Here is a 22,649-nt window from a genome sequence, read left to right as displayed (position 1 = left end):
TTTAATACGGAAAAACAAAATGAAACGAATTAAATATACATTATTATCGTTTTGCGCTTTGGCGATGACATCGTGTAGTAATTTTTTAAATGAAGAGCCTATTACTTCGGTGGCTAAAGAAGGCGTATACAATTCTTTGAGTTCTGCTAAGGCTTCTTTGGCCGGATGCTATGCTATGATGGCTGGGTATGATGGTTATGCTTTTAACTATTTTCATGTCTTGAGTACTTCTTCAGGGATGGGAGTGAGCCTTAAGACCAATGATGTAAATCTGACAACGATGAATGTGTTGCCTTCGGATGTGAATATGACGAAGATGTACGACGGACTTTATCAGACCATTAATTCGGCCAATGACATTATCGATGGTATGCAAACTAGTACAATCGAACTATCGGAACGTAATCGGATCAGTGGGGAAGCTTATTTTATTCGTGCTGTCTCTTACTTTAACCTGGTTCGTTTGTTTGGTAAAGTTTGTTTGGTTACTAAACCGGTCACTTCGTATGCCGAGGCACAAAGTCCTCGTAGTGAAGTTAGTCTAGTTTATGAAACGATTGTTAGTGATTTACAGAAAGGATACGATTTATTACCATTGCCAACTAATAAGGTAGAAGGTCACCCTCATAAATATGCTGCTCAGGCATTATTGGCAAAGGTGTATCTGACTATGGCCGGCAATGAAGAATCTTCTGAATATTGGCAAAAAGCTTATGACGCGGCGAAAGATGTGCACGATAATGGAGGATATCAATTGGTTCGTCCTTATGCTAATCTGTTTGGTAGTCCGAATAAGAATAATGCAGAATCGATCTTTGAGATTCAGTTTTCATCGGCCATCAATAGCGGACGTCTGACTGAAACCACATTTCCGGTGGGACACGATTTAATGTCGAATGTCGCTGCATTAGGTAAGACTTGGGGAAAGACAAGACCGACACAGTTGGCTTTCAATCAGTTCGATGAAGCGGATCCTCGTCGTGAGGCCTCTTTTGTGTATGGCCAATATAAGAACATTTTTGCACCTGCTAAGAATGTGATGTTATTCCCAACTAAAAAGGCGGATATCAATAAATTGAAATTGGTTTATAAACAAGCGGATTCGGAATATGCAGCTTGGAAGAAGTATTATGATCCGACCATGACTGCATCGGCTTCAAGTGCCAACTTTGTCTACTATCGTTATGCCGATTTATTATTGGTATTGGCTGAAGCTGCCAATGAAATAGGTTCGGCAGATGCAGCTGACTATTTGAATGAAGTACTCGATCGAGCGCGCGATGCAAATGGAGATGGAACGATTTCGACCGAAGAGGTTTATCCGCTTGCTGTAACTGATCTGGAGAAGGCAGATAAGGCATTGTTCCGTGAGCGTGTCTTCCGTGAACGTCTAAAAGAACTGACTGGTGAGTGTGACGAATGGTATACAATACGTCGCAGAGGAACTGAGTCTTTACGAAGAATGATGGAAGAGCATAATACTTTTGTTGGCAGTTGGTATGCTTCTCAGAATCTGAATCCTTCAAATGTGAAATTTGTTTATACTTATGAGATTACTGATGAGTCGGTACGTAAGAATTTATTGCTTCCGTTCCCAGCCGATGAAATTTCACGTAATGAACAGATTTCTCAAGATGAACAAAACTATGGTTATTAATTTATAAAAGAATTGCTTCATGTTTTTCAATAGGAAATATATCGGATTAGCACTTTCTGCCTTTGGAACAACCTCTGCTTTTGCTCAATCAGAGGAGATCACTGAAAAAAAGAATGTCTTGTTTCTGATTATTGACGATTTGCGTCCGGAACTTAACTGTTACGGTGCTGATTATATGAAAACTCCTTGTATCGACTCGTTGGCTTCGGTGGGAGTAATGTTTCAGAATGCTTATTGCAATGTCCCTGTTTCAGGGGCATCGCGGGCTTCTATCTTTTCAGGTCTGCGTCCGGGCAAAACTCGTTTTTGGGATGTTAATTCTGAAATAGATGAGGATGCACCGGACAATGTGACGTTGCCTCAGTATTTTCAGGAAAATGGTTATACAACGATCTCAAACAGTAAAGTAATTCATGGAAAAAATGATGCTGCTAAACGATCGTGGAGTAAACGATGGATGCCTAAAGGTCCATCGAAGACGTGGCGTGATTACTTGGGAGATGAGAACTTATCTGTGGAGAAAAAGAAGGGTGGTCCTACGGCTTATGAGTGTTTGGACGTTCCGGATGAGGCCTATTTTGATGGCAAAACAACTGAAAAAGCCATCAAGGATTTACGGTCGTTGAAGAAGAAAAATCAACCGTTCTTTTTGGCAGTGGGATTGTTGAAACCACATTTGCCATTCAATGCTCCGAAGCGTTATTGGGATCTTTATGATCGGAAAAATATTAGCTTGCCGGAAACTTTTAAGTTTGATCGGAAGGGATTCCCTAAAGAAGCTTTTCATGCTTATAATGAGATACGTTATTACAAAGGGATACCGACTCAAGGAGATATCTCTCCTGAGGAGGCATTAACCTTGATTCATGGGTATCGGGCTTGTGTGAGCTACACGGATGCACAAGTGGGCAAAATCATGGCAGAACTTCGGCGTTTAGAGCTTGACAAGAACACAGTTGTGGTTTTATTGGGCGATCATGGTTGGAGTTTGGGCGATCATAATCAATGGTGTAAGCATTCTAATTTTAATATCGTCAATAACGCGCCACTTATTGTCCTCGATCCGGATAATGCCAAGAAGGGTAAGGAGGAAAAGGTGGTTGAGTTTGTCGACCTCTATCCGACATTGTGCGAAGCTGTTGGTCTTCCTATTCCTCAACATACTGAAGGAGAAAGCTTCATGAAGCTTCTGCATGGAGAGGACAAGACTTGGAAAGATTGTGCAATTATCAAGTGGCACAACGGGCTGACCTATTTCGACCGTCATTATGGCTATACAGAGTGGTATGATAAGAAAGATCAATTCTTAACGAATATGCTTTTCTTGTATAACCATGATCGAATGGAGACCAAGAATGTCGCTAAACATCCTGAAAACAAAGCGTTGATTCAGAAACTGCAACAAGAACTTTTGAAACGTCGCGGAAAAGATTTTATGATTAAATAAAAGATATACAATGAACACAAATCGTATTCTTTCTTTATGCGGATGTGGCTTGGCTGCTTTATCGGCTTGGGCATCTGGCGCAAAGAAACAAGAGACTACTCGTCCGAATATTATTTTTATTCTATCGGACGACCATGCACGCACGGCTATTAGTGCATATGGTGGAATTAATGCTGAACTAGCACCTACACCGAATATTGATGCGATCGGGAACGAGGGCGCTATCATGCGTAATATGTTATGTACCAATTCAATTTCCGGACCGAGTCGGGCTTGTCTGCTTACCGGTAAATATAGTACGTCACATGGATTTTATCAGAATGAGGGCGGAATTGTATTCGATAACACCCAACAACAGTATCAGAAGATATTACGCGAGAACGGGTATACGACTGCTCTTTTCGGAAAGTGGCACTTGTTCTCTGATCCTGCTGGATTTGATTACTATAAGATTCATGCAAATGCTAGTCAGCAGGGAACGTATTGGGACCCAATTTACAGCACTAATGGTAAAAAGAAAAAAGAAAAAGGCTATGCGACTCGTCTGACTGCTGATGCGGCTTTGAACTGGATCGATCAGCAACGCGACAAGGAGAAGCCATTTTGCATGATGCTACATTTTAAAGCGCCGCATCGTCCATGGGAACCTGACTCTTGCTATCAGCATTTGTTTGATGATGTGGAATTTCCTTACCCTGCGACATTCGACGATACTTATGCCGGACGCGAGAAGACTTTAGGGGAAAATATGGCTAGTATCGAAAATCACTTGTCACGTGGCGATTTAAAACAAACGCCTCCCGAAGGTTTGACCCCTCAAGAACGGAATAAATGGCTTTGGTGGGGTGGTTCTGGAAAGAACCAATATTGGAGTCCGAACGAGACGCTGAAAGGTGAAGCGTTGAAAAAATGGAAGTTTCAAATCTACTTAAAGAACTATTTGCGTGTGATTCGTTCGGTGGACGATCAAGTGGGACGTCTAGTGAAATATTTGAAAGAGCATGATCTCTATGAGAATACGATTATCGTTTATATGGGCGATCAAGGCTTCTTCTTGGGTGAACATGGATTGTACGACAAACGCTGGATGTATGAAGAAGCACTTCAGATGCCTTGTTTGATTAGTTATCCTAAAGCGATTAAGAAGGGGCAAAACTTGAGTAAGTTAGCTTTGAATATTGATATTGCTCCTACATTATTGGATTATGCCGGCGTGAAGATTCCTAAAGATATTCAAGGTGAAAGTCTTAAACCATTATTAGCAAAGGGCGATCAGGGGGTTAAAAGCTGGCGTAAATCGGCTTATTACCAATATTTTGAATATCCAAAATGGCATAATGTACAACCGCATTATGGAGTACGTACCGATCGCTTTAAGTTGATACACTTCTATTATAATGTTGATGTGTGGGAACTTTACGACTTAAAAAATGATCCGAATGAGGTGAACAATCTTTATGGTGATCGGAAATACGAAGCGACGGTTAAGGAGTTGAAGGGTGAGATTACTCGTTTGCAGAAGAAGTATGATGATGCTCAAACGCTCACAGAGAGAAGAAAAATGACAGATAAATATATGCTTAGATACGAAGAATAAGGTTATGAATATAAGATTAAAGACTCTTCTAGCGGGTGTAGTGACCCTGCCTATGATGGCTTTCTCGGGTGGAGGAGAGGCGCATAAAGCGAATACACCTTTATATAAAGATCCGACACAATCGGTAGAAAAACGTGTGGCCGACTTGATGCAACGTATGACGCTCGAGGAGAAGGTGGCACAACTTTGTCAGTATGTTGGCCCGGGACATATTCGGGAGACTCAAGCAAAGTTTAAAGGTCAGAAGGTCGCTAAGGGTGATGATGCACATGGCTTTTATCCGGATTTAAGTATTAACGACCTTTTGGAGTTGACTAAAAAAGGAATGGTCGGTTCTTTTCTTCATGTGGTAACCCCTGAAGAGAGCAATGAACTTCAGAAGCTAGCCATGCAGAGTCGTCTGCAAATTCCCTTAATCGTAGGTATTGATGCGATTCATGGTAATGCTTTGGTGAGTGGAACGACGGTTTATCCGACACCTATTGGACAAGCTGCAAGTTTTGATACGGATTTGGTGGAGAAGATGAGTCGTGAATCAGCTCTTGAGGTTCGAGCTGCTGGTGCGCATTGGACCTTTACTCCTAATATCGACGTGGCTCGTGACGCGCGTTGGGGGCGCGTTGGCGAAACATTTGGTGAAGATCCTTATCTTGTGACTCGTATGGGAGTAGCTACGATAAAAGGGTATCAAGGTGCTGATTTCATGGGACAAGACAAGGTTATTGCTTGTGCTAAGCATTTGATCGCCGGTAGTGAACCGTCTAATGGAACCAATGCTGCACCGATGGATGTATCCGAACGTACGTTACGTGAGGTTTATTTGCCTCCGTATAAAGCAGCTGTGGAAGAAGCGAAGGTTTTTACGGTGATGGCCGCTCATAATGAATTGAATGGCATTCCTTGTCACGCCGATAAATGGATGATGACTGATATTATTCGTGATGAGTATAAGTTTAATGGTTTTATTGTGAGCGATTGGATGGATGTGGAGCGTATTTATGATTTACATCATTATGCTCCAACCATGAAGGATGCTTACTATGAAGCGGTTAATGCGGGATTGGATATGCATATGCACGGCCCTGGATTTGCGGAAGGGTTGATTGAATTGGTGAAGGAAGGACGTCTTTCTGAAGCTCAGATTGATCGAGGTTGTCGGGCAATTCTTGAAGCCAAGTTTAAATTAGGTTTGTTTGAACACCCTTATGTGGATTTAAAAAACTATAAGAAAACGGTTTTTAATGCCCAACATCGCCAGACGGCTTTGGAAGCTGCTGAGAAATCAATTGTCTTATTGAAGAACGATGGATTGTTGCCATTGGATTTATCTAAGTATAAAAACATTTTGGTAACCGGACCAAACGCTAATAATCATACGATTCTAGGTGACTGGACATTACAACAGCCGGAAGAAAATGTGGTGACTGTACTTGAAGGTCTTCAAATGGCTGCGGGTAAGGATAAAGTGAAGTTCTACGATTATGGTGACGATGTGAAACAACGTTCGCCGGAAAAGGTGAAAGCTGCGGCCGAGCTGGCTAAAAAATCAGATTTAGCGATTGTGGTAGTGGGTGAGAACCCGTTGCGTTATCAGAAAACCAAAACTTGTGGTGAAAATGTCGATCGCATGGGTCTTGATCTGTTAGGAACTCAAAGAGAGTTGATTCAAGCCATTCATCGGACAGGTGTACCAACGATTGTAGTACTCGTTGGCGGACGTCCTTTGAGTGTGAACTGGACCGCTCAAAATGTGCCGGCATTGATTCAAGCTTTCGAACCGGGATCTTTTGGAGGAACAGCTTTGGCGAATATCTTAATCGGAAAAACAAATCCTTCTGCTAAATTACCGGTTTCTATTCCTCGTCATGCCGGTCAGATTCAGATGATCTATAACCATAAGCCATCGCAGTACTTCCATCCTTATAAAGATGGAGCCATTACTCCGCTTTATCCTTTTGGTTTTGGCTTGTCTTATTCTAAATTTGTGATCGATGCTCCAACTGTTTCGAAAAATAAGATCTCTGATAAAGAGACGTTCGAAGTGCGAGTTAAGGTGATGAACCAGAGTGGTCGTGAGGGTACTGAAGTCGTTCAACTTTATATACGCGATTTATATAGTTCTGCTACCCGTCCGGTGAAAGAATTGAAAGATTTCAAACGGGTAAACTTAAAAGTTGGTGAAACTAAAGAAGTGATCTTTACGGTTACTCCGGATAAACTCGCATTTTTTAATCGAGAGATGAAATATGCGGTAGAGAAAGGAGTCTTTGAAGTCATGGTCGGATCTTCATCGGTCGATAAAGATTTAAAGAAAGTTGTAGTTGAAGTTATGTAAGTATGATGAATGTGACAAAATCTACCGTGTTTGTTACAGTGTCTTCAGCATTGGCATGTTCTTATGCCAGTGCTGATACTGTAAATAGACCTTTGCTTCAGAAACCAAATTTTCTGATTGTTGTTTGTGAAGACATTAGTCCTTATTTGGGCTGCTATGGCGATGATGTAGCGATAACGCCTAACTTAGATGCATTCTCTGATGAAAGTATTTTGCATACAAATATGTATACTTGTGTCGGTGTTTCGTCTCCAAGTCGCTACGCGTTGATTACCGGACGCTATGCTTCGACCGATGGTGCAAATTATATGAGAGCGAACTATTTCAATAAGTCGTTTGAGGTTATTCCACCTGATGGAGTGAGATGTTACACTGAACTCTTGCGTCGAGAAGGATATTACTGTACTAATAATGCCAAAACGGATTATCAGTTTAATCATCCTCAATCGGCATGGGACGAACAAGGAAATGCGGCGCATTGGAAACATACACCTGCCGATCGCCCGTTTTTGGCAACGTTTAATTTGAATGTGACACACGAATCGTTTATTTGGAAGAATACCGATAAGCCGCTGGTTGTCCATCCCGATAGCGTCCTTTTACCGCCTTATTATCCCGATAATCAAGTCGTTCGTCATGATATGGCAGTGTTGTATAGCAATATTGCAAAAATGGATCAGCAGTTTGCCCAGTTAATTCAAGAACTTGAGGCTTCTGATCGAGCGAAAAATACCATTGTCATTTTTTATTCCGATAATGGTGGTCCGTTGCCCCGCGCTAAACGTGAACTTATGGACTCAGGGACACGTGTACCTTTTATGATTCGTTTTCCTGATGGTTGGAATGCCGGAATGAAGAACGAAGCCATGAATATGTTTGTAGATATTCCTGCAACGATCTTGTCTTTAGCGCACATTAAACGCCCTTCTTATATGCATGGACAAGCAATGTATGGGGAGTATGCGGCGGAGCATGAGCGTCGATATGTGTTTGGGGCAACCGATCGATTTGACGAGCAGGTGGAAAAACGGGCTTCGATACGTTCCGATCACTATTTATACCTCTACAATTATATGCCGGAAAGTTCTATTTATAAACCGAATGCTTTTAGATTACAGATGCCCATGATGCGCAATATGGTCGAACTTTATGAGGCGGGAAAGTTGAATGCTGTGCAGAGCCGTTGGTTTGAAGCGCCTGCTGATCGGGAAGAATTATACGACTGTCGGAAGGATCCTCATCAGATTCATAACTTAGCTAATGATCCTAATTATAAAAAGGTACTTGAAGAGATGCGTTTAGCTTTTAAGAAGGAGTGGATTGAGGCTTATAATGCAGATTGGGTCTTGTTTACCGAAGATGATTTTATTCACAGAATGTGGCCCGAGAAAAAGAAGCCTCAGGCTAGTTCTCCTCGTCTGAAGGAGATTGATGGTAAAATCATGATTGTTAATGCTTGCGATCGACTTTCAATGTCTTATCAAATCAATGGGAAAGGATTGAATGGAAACCCAGCTCATTGGAGGCTTTATACTGCTCCTATTGAGCTGTTGCCTGGTGATGAGTTGACGGTGAAAGCCGAGCGCATAGGTTATGCACCTTCTTCTGTTGTACGTTTTATGAAGCGTTGATGGTGGCTTTTGCTTATCTTTAAACGAATTGAGCCTTCAACTCTATATAAAAGAGTTGAAGGCTCAATTCGTTTAATATTATTCTTGACTTATAAATGATTGACCCTTCTAATCTTAGCCTATTGAAGGGATCGTTGGTTAAAACTCGATCACTTTGTCGATTTCTAAGATTTTACAGGCCTCTCCACGTTTAAGTTTGTATTGAATTTGACGCATTTTCCCAGTTTTTTTGAAGTTGTTATCTTCTTTCTCGAAGATAGGGAATCGACGGATTAAGTTATTCTCTACCATGGCATATTCATCTTCACCTCTGTATCCGTTCAATATTGTATCGTTTTCAGCTATTGGAGTAAGGCTAACTTCGCTAAGTGATTTGCCGTTGTTTGTAGAGTATCCTACCACGGTCAAGCCATTGTTTACCGATTTTACGTAGAAAAAGAGTTCCGGTGAGTTGTCGCCATCTATATCACCAATTTCAGCACTTTTGACATCCTCTTTCAGCTCGCGAACGACTTCACGGTTATCTTTAGTTAATCCTACCGGACGAATGGTTAGTTTACCTTCTTTTTGATTGGTGAAAAACATCAATTGATCATAACCGAAAGAAGCTTTAAAAACGGTTTTGTCAATTTGAGTCTGATCTAGATCTCCGTTGATTTTTACATAAGTCCCAGCTACTGTTGCCCCTCCAGAACAGAAGTAATAAAGCTGGTTTTCGGCTTCTTGATCACGTCCTTTTATGATTAGAGAATCATTCTTAAATAGATATAAGATGCTTTTTCCTTCGTATATACTTTCTAGAGAATCTTTCCCGATTAGTTTAGCTTCTGCGTCAAAAGTGCAAGTTGGTTTCTTTTGATCTGCTCGTGATCGAATAGATATTTGTGCCGTGCTGTCGCTACTTGCATCAATACTAACGCCAACCCAATCATACCCTTCATTTCGTTGTTCATAACCGTCGCTGACATAATGTCCTGCATAAGTGGTCATATTGATGACATCTTGATCGGATGTCTTTGGAGTCGATTGACAACTAGTTAACCCTAGAATGATGGCTCCTAATAAATACGTGTTTTTTTTCATAACTGATTAATTTTATATTAAACCATGTGGTTTACATTAAACTTCTTAAGTATGCAATCTCTTCCGACCATTTATTTTCATCGGGAGTCTCTAAGATGAGAGGCATTTCTTCGAAGCGTGGATCTTTCATCAATCGTTCAAAGAAAGGACCACCGATGTAGCCCTGTCCAATGTTATCGTGACGGTCCACTCGCGTAGCAACTCCTTTTTTAGAATCATTGATATGCATGGCTCGTAGATAGTTGAAACCTACAATCTCTTCAAAGCGGTTGAATACGTAATCATACTCATTTACCAAGTCATAGCCGGCAGTGAAGGTGTGACAAGTGTCTAGACAAACTCCAACACGACTTTTATCGTCTACACGGTCAATGATGTATTTTAAATGTTCGAACTCATACCCTAGATTACTACCTTGTCCGGCTGTGTTCTCTATCACCGCTGTCACCTCGTCGGTTTCTGCTAAAGCGAGATTAATGCTTTCGGCAATGCGACTTAGACATTCGTCTGTGCTGATCTTATTGAGGTGACTGCCGGGATGAAAGTTAAGTAGCTTTAATCCAAGTTGTTCACACCGTTTCATCTCGTCAAGAAAAGCTGCGCGACTTTTTTCTAACCCTTCTTTCTCAGGATGCCCGAGGTTGATGAGGTAACTATCGTGCGGTAAGATATGCTCTGGTCGAAAGCCATAACGTGTACAGTTAGCCTTGAAGGCTTCTACATTTTTATCTGTTAACGGTTTGCTCACCCATTGACGTTGGTTTTTTGTAAATAAAGCGAAAGCGTTGGCTTCAATTTCATGGGCATTGATAGGTGCAAATTCTACGCCCCCCGAGGCACTCACGTGGGCTCCAATGTATTTCATATAATTATATTTTTTTTGATGTTTCTATGCAAATATACAATTAATCGCCTATTTTGTTCTATTTATTGGTTTGAATTGAATAAAATGGAAGAAAGAGACGATCGGAAATGCCATTTTCGTTAAAATTAGCTCTTATCAGTCTTTTTTCTCTATTGATTATATCTTTCGAAAATAAGACTGTATCTTGAAGAAAAAGCATCGTACCTTGTTGCTAAAAGTACTGCATCTCGGAACACGGACGACCGTATCTAGTGAGGATGGACACTCCTCCTAAAATAGAACCAGTCGCAAAACCTGAATAATCGGTTTTACGACTGGCAAAAGTCATATAAATAGGATGCGATTAACCTAGAACTTCCATTAGATTTCGAATGGTGGGAGGTAGTCGCTTAATGCACGTTTTACTTTTTTCCCTTTTACGCGATCGGTGATGATTGTTTTTCCGTTATCACGGCTTTCATCGTAACGTAAGGTCACCTTTTCTGCTGGATTGGAAATTTCAAATGCAGCGCAACCGATTGCCTTTAGGTTACAACGGATCATCCAACTTCCTACCATAAAGGTGTCACCATGGCGAATAATAGGCATCGACTCGCGATTATTTCCGTGGGTGTCGATGATGGTGAGGAAACGTGCGGTGAGGCATTTTTGAGTTTTTGCCGAGAAATGCCAGTGATTAGGGTATTTCACCGTCTCACCTTTGGCATTAGTCACATTTTTCCAATTGCTTGGGGCGCAGAAGAAGGTGTCGATTACACTGGTCTCTACTTTTTCCGAAGCGTATAGATGGGCGATGGATTGACCGCCGGCTTTATTTTGACCGATCACGGTTGTTTCGTCGCCTTTTGTATTGACGGTCATTGGGAGTTCGGTCGTATGAAGTAGATAACTCCAAGTCACGGGAACTTTACCCTCTAATTCATCGTAAATAACGAAAAGACCGGTACGTCCCAACTGTACGATGTGACGGCGATAGCGGTTGAGCTTATTCTCGTCCCATCCTTTTTCCGGAGTGTACTGAGTGTCGGATAATTCTCCGCGTTTTAACCATAACGGAGAGGTGATTTTACCATAGGCGTTTGAAGCATCGCCCACCATATAAGAGAGTTGTTCGCCTTCGTACCAACGGGGCATCCAACCGTATCCTTCTGTGCCGATGATCTGTGTCATTCCGTCGACTAAGATGGTGTTGTGTGCACGACTATTACGATAAGCGTACATGCAATGGTCGTCTGTGAATCCCGTACGGTGCCCACTGCTATAGAAAATTTCTTTTCCGCCATAGAAAGTGTTGAAAGCATTCTGATTGGCTAAGGCGTGTGAGGTTGATCCGTATGGACTAGATCGGAACGATAGCATGGCATTACTTTCTACATCTCCTAATTGGCTATGCATGGTGGCAACCCCTGTCTCATTGAAGATTTTTGCCATAGGGAGCTCATTGAGTTGATGTTGATCTTTCGGATAAACCTTTGTGGTGATACAACGATACCAAGTTAGGTCGCCAGACTTACCCAGAAAGCCGCTTTTTAGAATATCTGGGTCGCGCTCCATGATGGCGTTGACATACGCTGCTGCCCAAACATTACCGCATTCACGTGCTAAGGCATCGGCATAACCCACACGTACGCCGTTGGGTTGTTTTTTACTTTCGTGAGAATTTCCATGTCCCGCCGATTTAGAGAAAGGTGGTTGATGGTAGATTACGTATAAGGCATTGTTGTTATACCATGGATCCGCAAAAAAGTTGAATCCGCTAATGCGAGAATAGAATTCGGGTACTTCGATGAGCGTACGGATATTGACTTGGAAATAAGAATCTCCATTGTGCCATGCTCCGTCGGTATTGAGTCCAGGCAAGCGTGAAACCCATTCGTTGTAACAATAGTCCACCCAAGTTGAGGCTTCCGGCAATTCTCCATAAGTGGCAAAGGCTGCCATATTGAGAATACGAAATGTCATCTGCCAAACATGGTTGTCGGCAATGCGATTTTCTAGATGGTTCACATATTCATGGAAGAATTTCTTTCCGTTATCGCGAATACATCTTAAAAGGATCTTTTTCTCTCCGGGAGTTAAGAGGTCATACCAAGCGTCATAAGCTGAAGTACTCATGGACAAGATTGTCGAACGATTGAAATCGCCCGCGAAATATTTACTGTTTTTCCAAGAGAGGATCTCGATGAGACGTTTGATACCTTCGCGATAATAGGTCTCGTCTTTCGTAAGGAGATAAGCGCGTACGATGGCTTCAAGATTGGCTTCTTCACGATCGACGATCTTGCGACTTTCGCGAATTAGGGCTGAACGGTATTGTACAATGTTGGTCAGCTTAACCACTTGTGTGGTATCAATCTCTTCTGCCAAATGTTTGAGCGGACGCTTTAGGCATTTATTGGCTTTGGCAATATAGGCCAAAGCTTCTGGGTTAGTCTTATTGCCTTCGATGATGGTATTCCAACTCGTCTTATCTAACAACACACGAGGGTGAGTCGTTGGCAGTTTGTTCAAAACGTCGGTTAGTGAAGGCGGGTTGAACAACCGTTCTTTACCGGTGATGTAAAAACGATAAATGGGCGACCATTCTTCTTGACCTTCCGGAGTCACGTAGGCGTGTTGCCAGTACCATGTTCCTTTGTCGAGTTTCTGGAATGGGTTGTAGAAAGCCCATTTCCGTTCTGCTGTTAGGACTTCTTTTTTGAACTTCGGGTCGCGTGATAGGCGAACACGATAAGTGACTTCGGGTTTGAAGTCTTGTTCATCCACGCCATCGAGCACAGCACCAAGATGCGGGTATTTATCGGGCCACATCAAGCGTGGCGGGTTAACGCTCAACTGCTCGCCGTCTGCCGGAGAGGGCGTTTCGCGTACTTCATGCATCAGTGTTGATTGATTCAGACGAAGAATGCTCTTTTGAGCATATCCGTTTGAAAGGCAACTGAGTATGAGTAAAAAAAAGGGGATATAACGTTTCATGTGTATTCTTTTTCTATGAATAATTGGTGACGGAAAGTCGATTATTGACCTTTTCGGGTAAAAAGTTCTTTCAGAGGGATGACTTTGTTGTTAATTAATGGCTTGGCCCAAAAACCAATAAAGGTGATGTAGCCAACGAAGACAATAATGGAGAGCATACCAACACGCAACGAAGTTAGATCGGCAATCGCACTGACAATAAGAGGTCCTCCGGCTCCTCCAACAATGGCCGAACAGAGAATACCTGCAAATGAGCCATGATGCTGTGAGGCCGAGTTGAGTGCTAATGAGAACACGATTGAAAACATCATGGAGATGCTAAATCCAATGGTTGGGAAAGCCATTATGGAGATCGTACGGCTTCCATAAAGAGCTAAGAGTAGCAAGATAATGGTGGTGATGCCGGAGAATTGCAATAACCGTTTACTGTCGATCAGTTTTAATAGGATCATACCTACCACGCAACCGGCGGTCATCAGTCCCCAGAAATAGCTAACGACTTGTGCTCCGGTCGTTTGTGGATCTACGCCGTGGTATTTCTCCAGAAAAGTACTCATAAAGATGGAAGTACCCTGTTCGGTGCTGACATAACAGAAGATCCCTAGGAAAAACAACCAGACGTACTTCTGTTTAAAAAGCTTGAAATAAGAGTCCGCCGATCCGCTTTTCTCATCTTCTTTTAAAGTGATCTTGGGAAAGTGAGACAGAGTTACGGCAACTAGCATGATCAGCAGTAGGGCAGAGAATACCCAATAGAGAGAAACCCATGGCATCTCTTTTGGGGTTAGTCCGGCTAAAAGATCAATCAGTCCGTTTTTTCCTGCGACATAGTGATCAGCATTGAGATTCTGAATCAGGTAAGTGTAAACCAATGGACTCAGAAAAGAAGCAATGCCAAACATGAACTGTGCCAGTTCGGCTACAAAGGCGTAGTTCTCTTCACCACCGACGGTACGTTGCAGAGGGTTGAGAACGGTTTGTAACATGGCCATTCCTAATCCGATGATAAACGATGAAGTAAGCAACATCGGGTAGGTTGGAAAGTTCGCAAACAGTAAGGTGCCGATTAGAGGCATAAGAAAGCCACACCATAATACCGGTTTTTCTCCAAAACGATCGATTAGCAATCCTGCCGGTATCGACATGATGGCATAGGCTAGAAAGAAAGAAGTGGGGATAAACCCTGCCATAGCCAAATCGCTTAATTGAAAATTATGGATAATATCGGGGATGAGTGGCCCTAAGATATTGGTAATAAAAGAGATCGTAAACCAGAACGCCATAATGAGCGTTAGCATGCCTAAGTGTTTTTTCATCGTATTAGTCTTTTAGTGAGAAGATAAGGGATGCAGCACCAATACTTCCGGCTTTATTTCCCAAAGATGCAGCCATAATGTGGGTGTTGACGGCACAGTCCGGGATGGCGTAGCGTTGGGCGTTGTCGGTTATCTTTTCGATATAAAATTCTCCGGCTTCGGAGAGTCCGCCGCCGATTACTATTTTTTCGGGGCTAAAGATATTAATAAATCCGGCAATTCCATGGCCTAGGAAGTCGCAATGTTCGTTTAGGGCTTCTTGAGCGATCGGATCGTTCTCCATGTAGCGTGCAACAATGTACTCTCCATTGATTTCGGTGGAATCGTTTTGTGTCGTTGGATCGTTCGGTGTCGTTGAAGCGGCTAAACGTTGTTTGTAGCGTCGGATTAAAGCGGAAGTTGAGGCGTAATGTTCTAAACAGCCTACCGATCCGCAAGCACAGGGCTCTCCGTTGGCAATAAGTGGCACATGCCCTAGTTCCGTTCCACGGTTGGCAAATCCGTTAAAGAGTTTTCCGTCGATCACGACTGCTCCTCCGATACCGGTACCGACGGTGATAAAGACCACGTGTGTGGCTCCTTTTCCAGCACCGTATAAAGTCTCACCGAGGCCCATCAGATTGGCATCATTGCCGAGTTGGGTGGGGAGTTGGGCGATGGCTTCGATACGATCGGCTAAGAGAATGTTAGTCCAGCCAACAATATTTTCAGCACCACCAAGAACAATGCGATTAGTAGCATCGACGATCCCAGGTGTGCCGATTCCAATCCCTTCAATTGTGAAATTTTGAGTTGCGGCAAATGCTTTAACTTCTTGAATGGCGGTGAGTAGCTGACCGATTACGGCTTCGGCCGATTGATCAGCTTTCGACGGTAATTTCCCTTCAAAATGAAATACGCCTTCATCATCGATGAGTGCGTATTTCACTGAGGTACCGCCAAGATCTATTCCTATGGCGTATTTTTTTCTCATACTCTTTCTGCCCAAATTGGTGAACTCCAAGCCCATTGGCCGTCACGTTGACGGACGCGGACATAATAATAGTCGGTTTCTTTTTGCGGCTCTTTGTCTTCTAAATAGTGTTCTACCGTGAAGCAACTTTCCGGCATCGCCCGATTGAACAGAATAGCTTCGCTTAGCCAACCGATCATGAAGTGTGAACGTGATCCTTCGAGTAGTTCTCCTAGGGTGTGCTCGAACTTCTTGCCATTAAACTCGGCACTGATCTTTCCGTCTTTTGGCATTTCGACTTCCAAGATGACGGCTTGCATAGCGGCCGTTGTGGTGTTCGGGTTTTTAGAACTATAGAGGTCGAGTTCTGTTGAAGTCTGGTCGACCGATACCACACGGTTGATGTTTGTGTGGAATTCGGTTTCACCTTCTTGGGGAGAGGTGAAAGCAGCTCCGCGGAAACAAGGGGTAACGTTTACAAGTTTTCCCTTGTCGAGAGAAAGTTTACCTTGCCAATGGACGTAATGTTCTTCGCGGTTCCATCCGAAGTCGATCTTCACTTTACAACGTATGGTATCGCCTTCCGGTGCTATCGGAGTTAACGGACCACTCATACGGGCAAGAGTCTGACCGTTTTTAACGAGGTCAACATAGTCGATACAACTTTCTCCGGTGACATTTAAATAGATGCGGCGGCTGTTACCACGAACTACATCACCCATAAAGGCGTCGTTTAAGCGGAAATCGATTAAGATCTTATCGCCGGTTGCTGCACAGACGTGACGAGTACGAAGAGCCTCCCAAATGGCCTCACGACTTAATGAAGGAGCTAACACGCCGATTCGACCGTCACCATAACTTCCGGGGTAACCCGAGTGTTGGTCGGTCGACGCCATGAGTCCGAATTTATGACCTTGATCCAATCCGTATTGGATAGTACCTTCCCACTGACGAGGTCCCATATCGTGTAGATAAGGGTAATCGCCTTGATCGCTTTCGGCCAAGCCGTGGCGTGAATACATTTCGACGAATGGGGTTTGGTCGCCTTCGGTAAAGCAGTTCCAGTTGTATCCACGATAACCACCTTGATATCCCATGTGATGTGGGGTGATGAATACTTTATGTCCTTTGGCTTTCTGTTTCCAATCTTCGATAGAAGTACACTCAACGAGTGGAGCATCAAGATCATAATTCAAGGCCACATGATCGCCATGCTCCATGCTGTGCGCTTCATAACCGATGAAAGTTAAAAATTCACCTTCTTTGTTATATTCGTTGGTCATCCTCACATACTTCTCGTAACCTCCTTCGCGTAGACGTTTGAAAGCTCCCGTGTGATAGTCAATGACCCATTTCAGACGAGGATCGTTTGCTCCCGGAATATCCGGCCACATGGCATGAGGAGTCACACTTACGAAATCTAATTGTCCTTTAGCAGCTTCGAAGGCATCGCGCATATCGCCATGTCCGTAGGTGAGGTTGCAATGATTGTGAAGGTCGCCCCAATACATTTTAAGGTCCGACGCCTTAGGCATGATTTTTTTAGCCTCTTTACTTCCCGGTGTGCATGACTGAAGTAGGCTGCCTGATGCGGCCAATCCGAGGAATGACCATCCGGTATGTTTTAAGAATTTTCTTCTATCCATGGTTTATAGTGGTATTATAGTTTATTATCTATTTTTCATGAAACGGCGATCACCTTTGAATAAGACGTTGACTTTTTCATCAGGATCGGTATCTTTATAGCGTTGTTGGGTCTCTTTTAATAGCTGCATGAGTTCTTTTTGCTGATGCGCATATTCCGGTTGCCCAAAGATATTATTCATCTCTTTCGGATCGACTTTTAAATCGTACATTTCCCATTCATCAATATCGTTATAAAAATGGATGAGTTTGAACTGTTGGGTTCGGATACCGTAATGACGTTTTACGGCATGTTCGGCAGGATATTCGTAATAGTGATAATAAGCCGCTTTACGCCAGTCGCCCGGTGTCTGCCCTTCATTTTCGAGTATCGGTTTAAGTGAAGTCCCTTGAATATCGTTAGGAATAGTTACCCCGGCAAAATCGAGGAAGGTTGGTGCAAAATCGACATTCATGCTGATGGCACTGCTGATGCTTCCGGCTTTAATCGCTTTAGGATAGCGGATGATAAGTGGCATGCGTTGGCATTCTTCGTACATGAACCGTTTGTCGAACCATCCATGTTCACCCAAGAAGAAACCTTGGTCGGACGTATAGACAATGATGGTGTTATCCAACTCACCGATCTTTTCCAGATAGTTGAGTAAACGCCCGATATTTTCATCCACGGCGAGTACAGTTGCTAAATAGTCACGCATGTATTGTTGATATTTCCAGCTGATAAGCGCCTTGCCTTTGAGGTTGCCTTTTCGGTATTCTGCAATGCGTTGTGCATAAACTGAATCCCATTTATCTTGCACCTTAGCCGGCATGCGTTTGTAGACTTGATAAAGTCTATTGGTAGTATCTTTCAACATTTCCTCTCTGGTGAGAAGTTTTAAATCCCAATCGTTTCTGAGCGTGTGCTCAATCGACATATCTTGTTGATGAGCTGCTGTTCCTCGACCTTCATAATCGTCGAAGAGTGAAGCAGGCTCTGGAAAAGTGGTATTGTTGAATATACCTAGATGACGTGGAGCCGGCATCCAATTACGGTGAGGCGCTTTCTGATGATACATCATGCAGAAAGGTTTGCTTTTATCTCTTAGTTCGAGAAAATGAATGGCTTTGTCTGTGATAATATCCGTTGCATAACCATCTTCTGCAATATGTTTCCCATTTTCCCAGAAATCCGGTTGGTAGTAATCGCCTTGTTCGTGTTGTCCGCTTAGGATGCTCCAATAGTCGAATCCTTGTGGCTCGCTAATCAAGTGCCATTTACCAACAATTGCCGTTTGATACCCGGCTTGTTGTAGAAGTTTAGGAAAGGTCTGCTGATCGCCATTAAACGTACTTGCATTGTCGGTAAACCCATTTTCGTGGCTGAACTTTCCGGTAAGGATGCAAGCACGTGATGGACCGGAGAGTGCATTCACGGCATAGCAGTTGTCGAAACGTACCCCTTCATTGGCGATACGATCCATGTTGGGTGTTTGTATCAGATTGCCTCCATAGCAGGATATCGCTTGCGTGGTATGGTCGTCTGTCATCATAAAGATGATATTCGGACGTTTGGTTTCTTTAGGGGCACTACCACACGACGACAACACAACAGCAGTGGTAGCCAGAGGAATGTAAATTGCTTTAGAACGGTATTTCATAACATCTATTATACAGCAAAGTGAACGATAAACGATTCGGTCTGTTGGGTAGGGACCTCTTTCGTCTATCATTCACTTCTGATCTTATAAATTATAGTTTAATGTCTGTTTCTTGCCATCAACTTTGACTTCAACTTCTAGATGCTTGGCATCAAAAGCTTTGTTTTTGAATTTGGCTGAAAGTTGAGGCGCTTTATCCTGATCTTTAATCGGGTAGATAATGGTAATGTAACGTACAGCCTCTTCATCGTTTTTGTTGACGTTGAAGGAAACATGCATACGTTTTGCACGTTTTCTGTATTCTGTAGAGGTCCATCCTTCTTCTTTCTTCATATCCATCTGCTCCGGACCGAAGCATTGTAGTTTCAGATTACTTTCACCTTCAAATTGTGTTTGTAATGTTTTAGCTTCTTTGTCGTTCTCGATCTTGCCTTTTGGCATTTGATAGTTCAAGTTGATGGTACCTTTAGCTTCGCCATAAGCTTCGTCCACAATCACTACATAAGTGCCGTCTACGAAAAAGACTGAACGACGATGAGTTAATCCTTTATAGCCTGAGTTTTCAGTCACCAACACTTGCTGCTTTCCTTCCGGTTGCCACAATTTGGTGGTCGATTGAGTTGTTTCCAGATTCTTATAGTCGAACGTCAGTGTATTGTGTACAGCAGTCTGACGGAACCAGTTGCGTAACTGCATCACTTCTCCTTCTCCAGCATAGACATACGAGCCTGAATCAGGGAATAGGTTTTTTCCATTAAACCAGAGTTCGAAAGTGCCATTGTCCGGTTGGCAATGCCAGAATGCTTTTGGCCCGGCTTTAACGACCATCTGAAGAGCATCTGCTCCCCAAGAATTACGAAAAACAAAGAATCCTGATTGAGTGAATCCTTTTGACAAGTAATGAGGCAACGCCCCTTCTTTTCCCTCAGTTGCAAAATAAAGGATGGTTTTATTATCTGGGAATAGCTTGTGCCATTCACGATAATTTTTGATCATCTCTTTTTTGTTAGTTTGTTTGGCATCGCTGAAACAAGGATTGGTGTAGTCCGGGTAGCAGATATTCAAATAGAACATAACCATGCTCTCGATCGTATCCATGTAACTTTGTGGAAATTCCGAACGGAATCCGTTCACGTCGGCCATGCGCAAGGCTTTGCAGAAGATATTGATCGCAGCTAAATGATAATGAGGATCTAACTCAAACTGAGCCCCGTCTTTATAAACTTGTACGTTAATCTCACGATTTAAAATCTCAATACCACTTTTACGCCAAGTTTGAGCCTCCTTAAATTCCGGGAAGAAGGTTCCGGCATAGATCATGCGTTGAGCTTCGAATAAAAGGTGATTACCTTGGTCGGAATAATTTCCAAGGATATGAATGGCATGCTTATGATAGTTGACTAAAAACTCCGTTAAGAATTCTGCAGTAAAAGCAGGAGAGGGAATGAACAATTGGAATTGTAGAGTCTGATCTTGTAAACGGTTGCTGACTTCCAATGGACGCCAAGCAAAGCGTACGTTTTCTTGTGCACCTTTGATCTCGCCGTTGCTGACCATCTCATATTCTTCCTTGTTCATCTTAACCAATGGGTTTTTTTTGATCCAGTCGATGTATTGATTCACCCATTCTTTGGCATATTTCTCGTCATTAGAAAGACGGTAAGCCTTTCCCATAGGAGTGAACCATTTGTGACGATGTAATTGCCAACGAAGTTCGTTGTCTTTAACCGGCCAATATTCCCAATTGATATCTTTGCCATAGTTATAAGAAGGTTGATACCCTTTGTGTACAAAGAAGGTATGTTCTAAGCCATCATCTGCCCATTTTTGTTCTTCCTTGCTGATAGAAAGTTTCTTTAGGTTGAGGTCGGGTGTTTTAACCGTTGTGCGCGATTTATAATAGGCCAATAATGCTTTTGCTGCTTCTTGGTCTTGTCCTTGTTGATGTAAAGCCTTTACTTTCTCTAACCCTGGATAATCCAAATTGAGAAGAGAAAATACTTCACTCTTAAGTTCTTGAGCGGAGCTCATACTCGGCAAACAAATCATGACGAGTAAAAGTAGATAAGTCAATCTATGTTTCATGTTGAAAAAGATTAGAGTAGATTACAAATTTTTATAATCGAGACCTTTCAGAGCCATGTATCTCTTTAAGGCTTCCATGTAGTAATAATCGGCATAGTTCAATGGCACATCGATCTCTGAACCATTGGGTAGAGAACCTGTAGAGTGCATCAAGATGAACCCTTGGTTGGCACCAACTTTGGCTAGATAATTTTCGCTAGAAAGTGATTTCAAAATTTTCTCAGCATACGACAAGTAGGTGTCGCCTTGTTCCGACATGGTACTCAGTTCGATCAAAGCCGAAGCGGTGATGGATGCGGCCGAAGCGTCACGTGGAGTTTCCTTGCTGTTTGGTGCATCGTAATCCCACAATGGAACAGCGTCATCTGTTTTAACACGTGTCATGATCATGTTGGCAATCTTTTCAGCGAAGTGTAGGTAAGTGGTATCTTTAGTTTCCCGATAACATGCGGTATAACCATAGACAGCCCATGCTTGACCACGTGCCCATGAAGAATCATCATTCTTCCCTTGATGGGTTTGTTTACGTTCTACACTTCCGTCGTTATTGTAGCTAATGACATGATAGCAGGTATAATCCGGACGGAAATGATGTTTCATGGTTGTATTGGCATGTGTAATGGCAATCTGCTTATACTTCTCGTTACCGGTCATCTTGCTGACTGTAAATAATAAATCCAAGTTCATCATATTATCGATGATAACCGGGAAGTTCCAAGTTCCGAAGTCCCATGAACGGATACAACCGATTTGCTTATTAAAGCGTCCGCATAGGTTGTCGGCTGTTTCTGTCATCACCTTGATGATCGAGTCGTTTGGCGCTAAGCGTTCGGCATTGCCAAAACTACAATTAATCATAAACCCTAAGTCGTGTGTTCCTTTATAATAACGCACCGGATTAAGTAAATTGGTGTAAGTTGTGGCTTGTGTCTTTAATTGTTCGTCATGCGTTAACTCATAAGCAAACCATAACGATCCGGGGAAGAAACCACTGGTCCAATCGTATACTCCGCAAAGGCGACGTTGTCCCAACATCTCTGCTGAAGGACGAGCACGAAGAGAATCCTTAAAGAGAAGCGAATCTTTTTCTAGTTGTTGAGAAAGGAAAGCCATATCATAGCCTCTATGAATAGAACGGGGTAGTTTACCGGTACCGTTTACTTCCTCTGCTGTAAGTTTGAGTTGTTCTGAAGCAACGTTTAATCCTTTTTTTACCCAACCATAATCTGTTTTAGGGGCCGTTTGGCACGACGCAAAAGCGAAAGCTATGGAAGCTAATAGAACGAAATTCTTTTTCATTTTATTCATTAATTTATGCTTGTTTTTTTTCTTTGTTTTTGTTTTTACGGTTGATACAAAAGTAGGTCTTCTCTTTTAATTTAGATGGAACGAATGTTCAAAAGCCTTTATAGAAAGGTGTT

14 protein-coding genes are annotated in these 22,649 nt (G+C 42.6%); 5 read left to right on the top strand and 9 right to left on the bottom strand.

Translation table 11 applies throughout. From position 1 onward, the window contains the following. Nucleotides 1–19: 19 nt before the first annotated feature. The 5 genes from AC4PG5_RS06355 to AC4PG5_RS06335 are packed head-to-tail and all read left to right on the top strand — an operon-like array spanning nucleotide 20 to nucleotide 8,667. Complete coding sequence (locus AC4PG5_RS06355; RefSeq protein WP_492030574.1) at nucleotides 20–1,657, top strand: RagB/SusD family nutrient uptake outer membrane protein; 1,638 nt, start codon at nucleotides 20–22, stop codon at nucleotides 1,655–1,657. Nucleotides 1,658–1,676: 19 nt separating this feature from the next. Beyond that, the gene (locus AC4PG5_RS06350) at nucleotides 1,677–3,104 is read left to right on the top strand and encodes a sulfatase (RefSeq protein WP_492030573.1); all 1,428 of its coding nucleotides are present in this window, start codon (nucleotides 1,677–1,679) and stop codon (nucleotides 3,102–3,104) included. A 10-nt stretch (nucleotides 3,105–3,114) separates the two neighbouring features. After that, nucleotides 3,115–4,701 carry a sulfatase family protein gene (locus AC4PG5_RS06345; protein ID WP_492030572.1) on the top strand — a complete coding sequence of 529 codons (1,587 nt, stop codon included), beginning with the start codon at nucleotides 3,115–3,117 and terminating at the stop codon, nucleotides 4,699–4,701. 4 nt (nucleotides 4,702–4,705) lie between these two features. After that, nucleotides 4,706–7,036 (top strand): glycoside hydrolase family 3 N-terminal domain-containing protein, encoded by a 2,331-nt coding sequence (locus tag AC4PG5_RS06340; RefSeq protein ID WP_492030571.1) that lies wholly within the window; start codon nucleotides 4,706–4,708, stop codon nucleotides 7,034–7,036. A 2-nt stretch (nucleotides 7,037–7,038) separates the two neighbouring features. After that, nucleotides 7,039–8,667, top strand: coding sequence for a sulfatase family protein (locus AC4PG5_RS06335; RefSeq protein ID WP_492030570.1), 1,629 nt, complete (start codon nucleotides 7,039–7,041; stop codon nucleotides 8,665–8,667). A gap of 138 nt (nucleotides 8,668–8,805) precedes the next feature. On the opposite strand, the gene AC4PG5_RS06330 is transcribed toward AC4PG5_RS06335, so the two are convergent. The 9 genes from AC4PG5_RS06330 to AC4PG5_RS06290 all read right to left on the bottom strand — a co-directional run bounded on the left by AC4PG5_RS06330 (nucleotide 8,806) and on the right by AC4PG5_RS06290 (nucleotide 22,536). Then, nucleotides 8,806–9,750: a hypothetical protein gene (locus tag AC4PG5_RS06330; RefSeq protein WP_492030569.1), complete on the bottom strand. Its 945-nt coding sequence runs from the start codon at nucleotides 9,748–9,750 to the stop codon at nucleotides 8,806–8,808. Nucleotides 9,751–9,781: 31 nt separating this feature from the next. Beyond that, a complete protein-coding gene (gene nfo / locus AC4PG5_RS06325; RefSeq protein ID WP_492030568.1) occupies nucleotides 9,782–10,615 on the bottom strand; it encodes a deoxyribonuclease IV in 834 nt (277 codons plus the stop codon). A gap of 360 nt (nucleotides 10,616–10,975) precedes the next feature. Further along, nucleotides 10,976–13,591: a DUF4962 domain-containing protein gene (locus tag AC4PG5_RS06320; protein WP_492030567.1), complete on the bottom strand. Its 2,616-nt coding sequence runs from the start codon at nucleotides 13,589–13,591 to the stop codon at nucleotides 10,976–10,978. Between the two features lie 41 nt (nucleotides 13,592–13,632). Then, the gene (locus tag AC4PG5_RS06315; RefSeq protein ID WP_492030566.1) at nucleotides 13,633–14,907 is read right to left on the bottom strand and encodes a sugar MFS transporter; all 1,275 of its coding nucleotides are present in this window, start codon (nucleotides 14,905–14,907) and stop codon (nucleotides 13,633–13,635) included. A gap of 4 nt (nucleotides 14,908–14,911) precedes the next feature. Beyond that, entirely contained in the window at nucleotides 14,912–15,880 is a 969-nt protein-coding gene (locus tag AC4PG5_RS06310; RefSeq protein WP_492030565.1) for an ROK family protein, read from the bottom strand. Then, a complete protein-coding gene (locus AC4PG5_RS06305) occupies nucleotides 15,877–17,505 on the bottom strand; it encodes a CehA/McbA family metallohydrolase domain-containing protein (RefSeq protein ID WP_492030564.1) in 1,629 nt (542 codons plus the stop codon). The genes AC4PG5_RS06310 and AC4PG5_RS06305 overlap by 4 nt, the downstream gene beginning before the upstream one ends. A gap of 24 nt (nucleotides 17,506–17,529) precedes the next feature. Beyond that, entirely contained in the window at nucleotides 17,530–19,143 is a 1,614-nt protein-coding gene (locus tag AC4PG5_RS06300) for a sulfatase family protein (protein WP_492030701.1), read from the bottom strand. A gap of 84 nt (nucleotides 19,144–19,227) precedes the next feature. Next, nucleotides 19,228–21,228: a heparin-sulfate lyase HepC gene (gene hepC / locus AC4PG5_RS06295; RefSeq protein ID WP_492030563.1), complete on the bottom strand. Its 2,001-nt coding sequence runs from the start codon at nucleotides 21,226–21,228 to the stop codon at nucleotides 19,228–19,230. A gap of 21 nt (nucleotides 21,229–21,249) precedes the next feature. Further along, the gene (locus AC4PG5_RS06290; RefSeq protein ID WP_492030562.1) at nucleotides 21,250–22,536 is read right to left on the bottom strand and encodes a DUF4995 domain-containing protein; all 1,287 of its coding nucleotides are present in this window, start codon (nucleotides 22,534–22,536) and stop codon (nucleotides 21,250–21,252) included. Between the last annotated feature and the right edge of the window lie 113 nt (nucleotides 22,537–22,649).

This window comes from Bacteroides sp. QWL-09 (assembly GCF_058683585.1).
The sequence above is the reverse complement of the archived record's forward strand: the minus strand, read 5'-3'. Positions and strand labels throughout refer to the sequence as shown.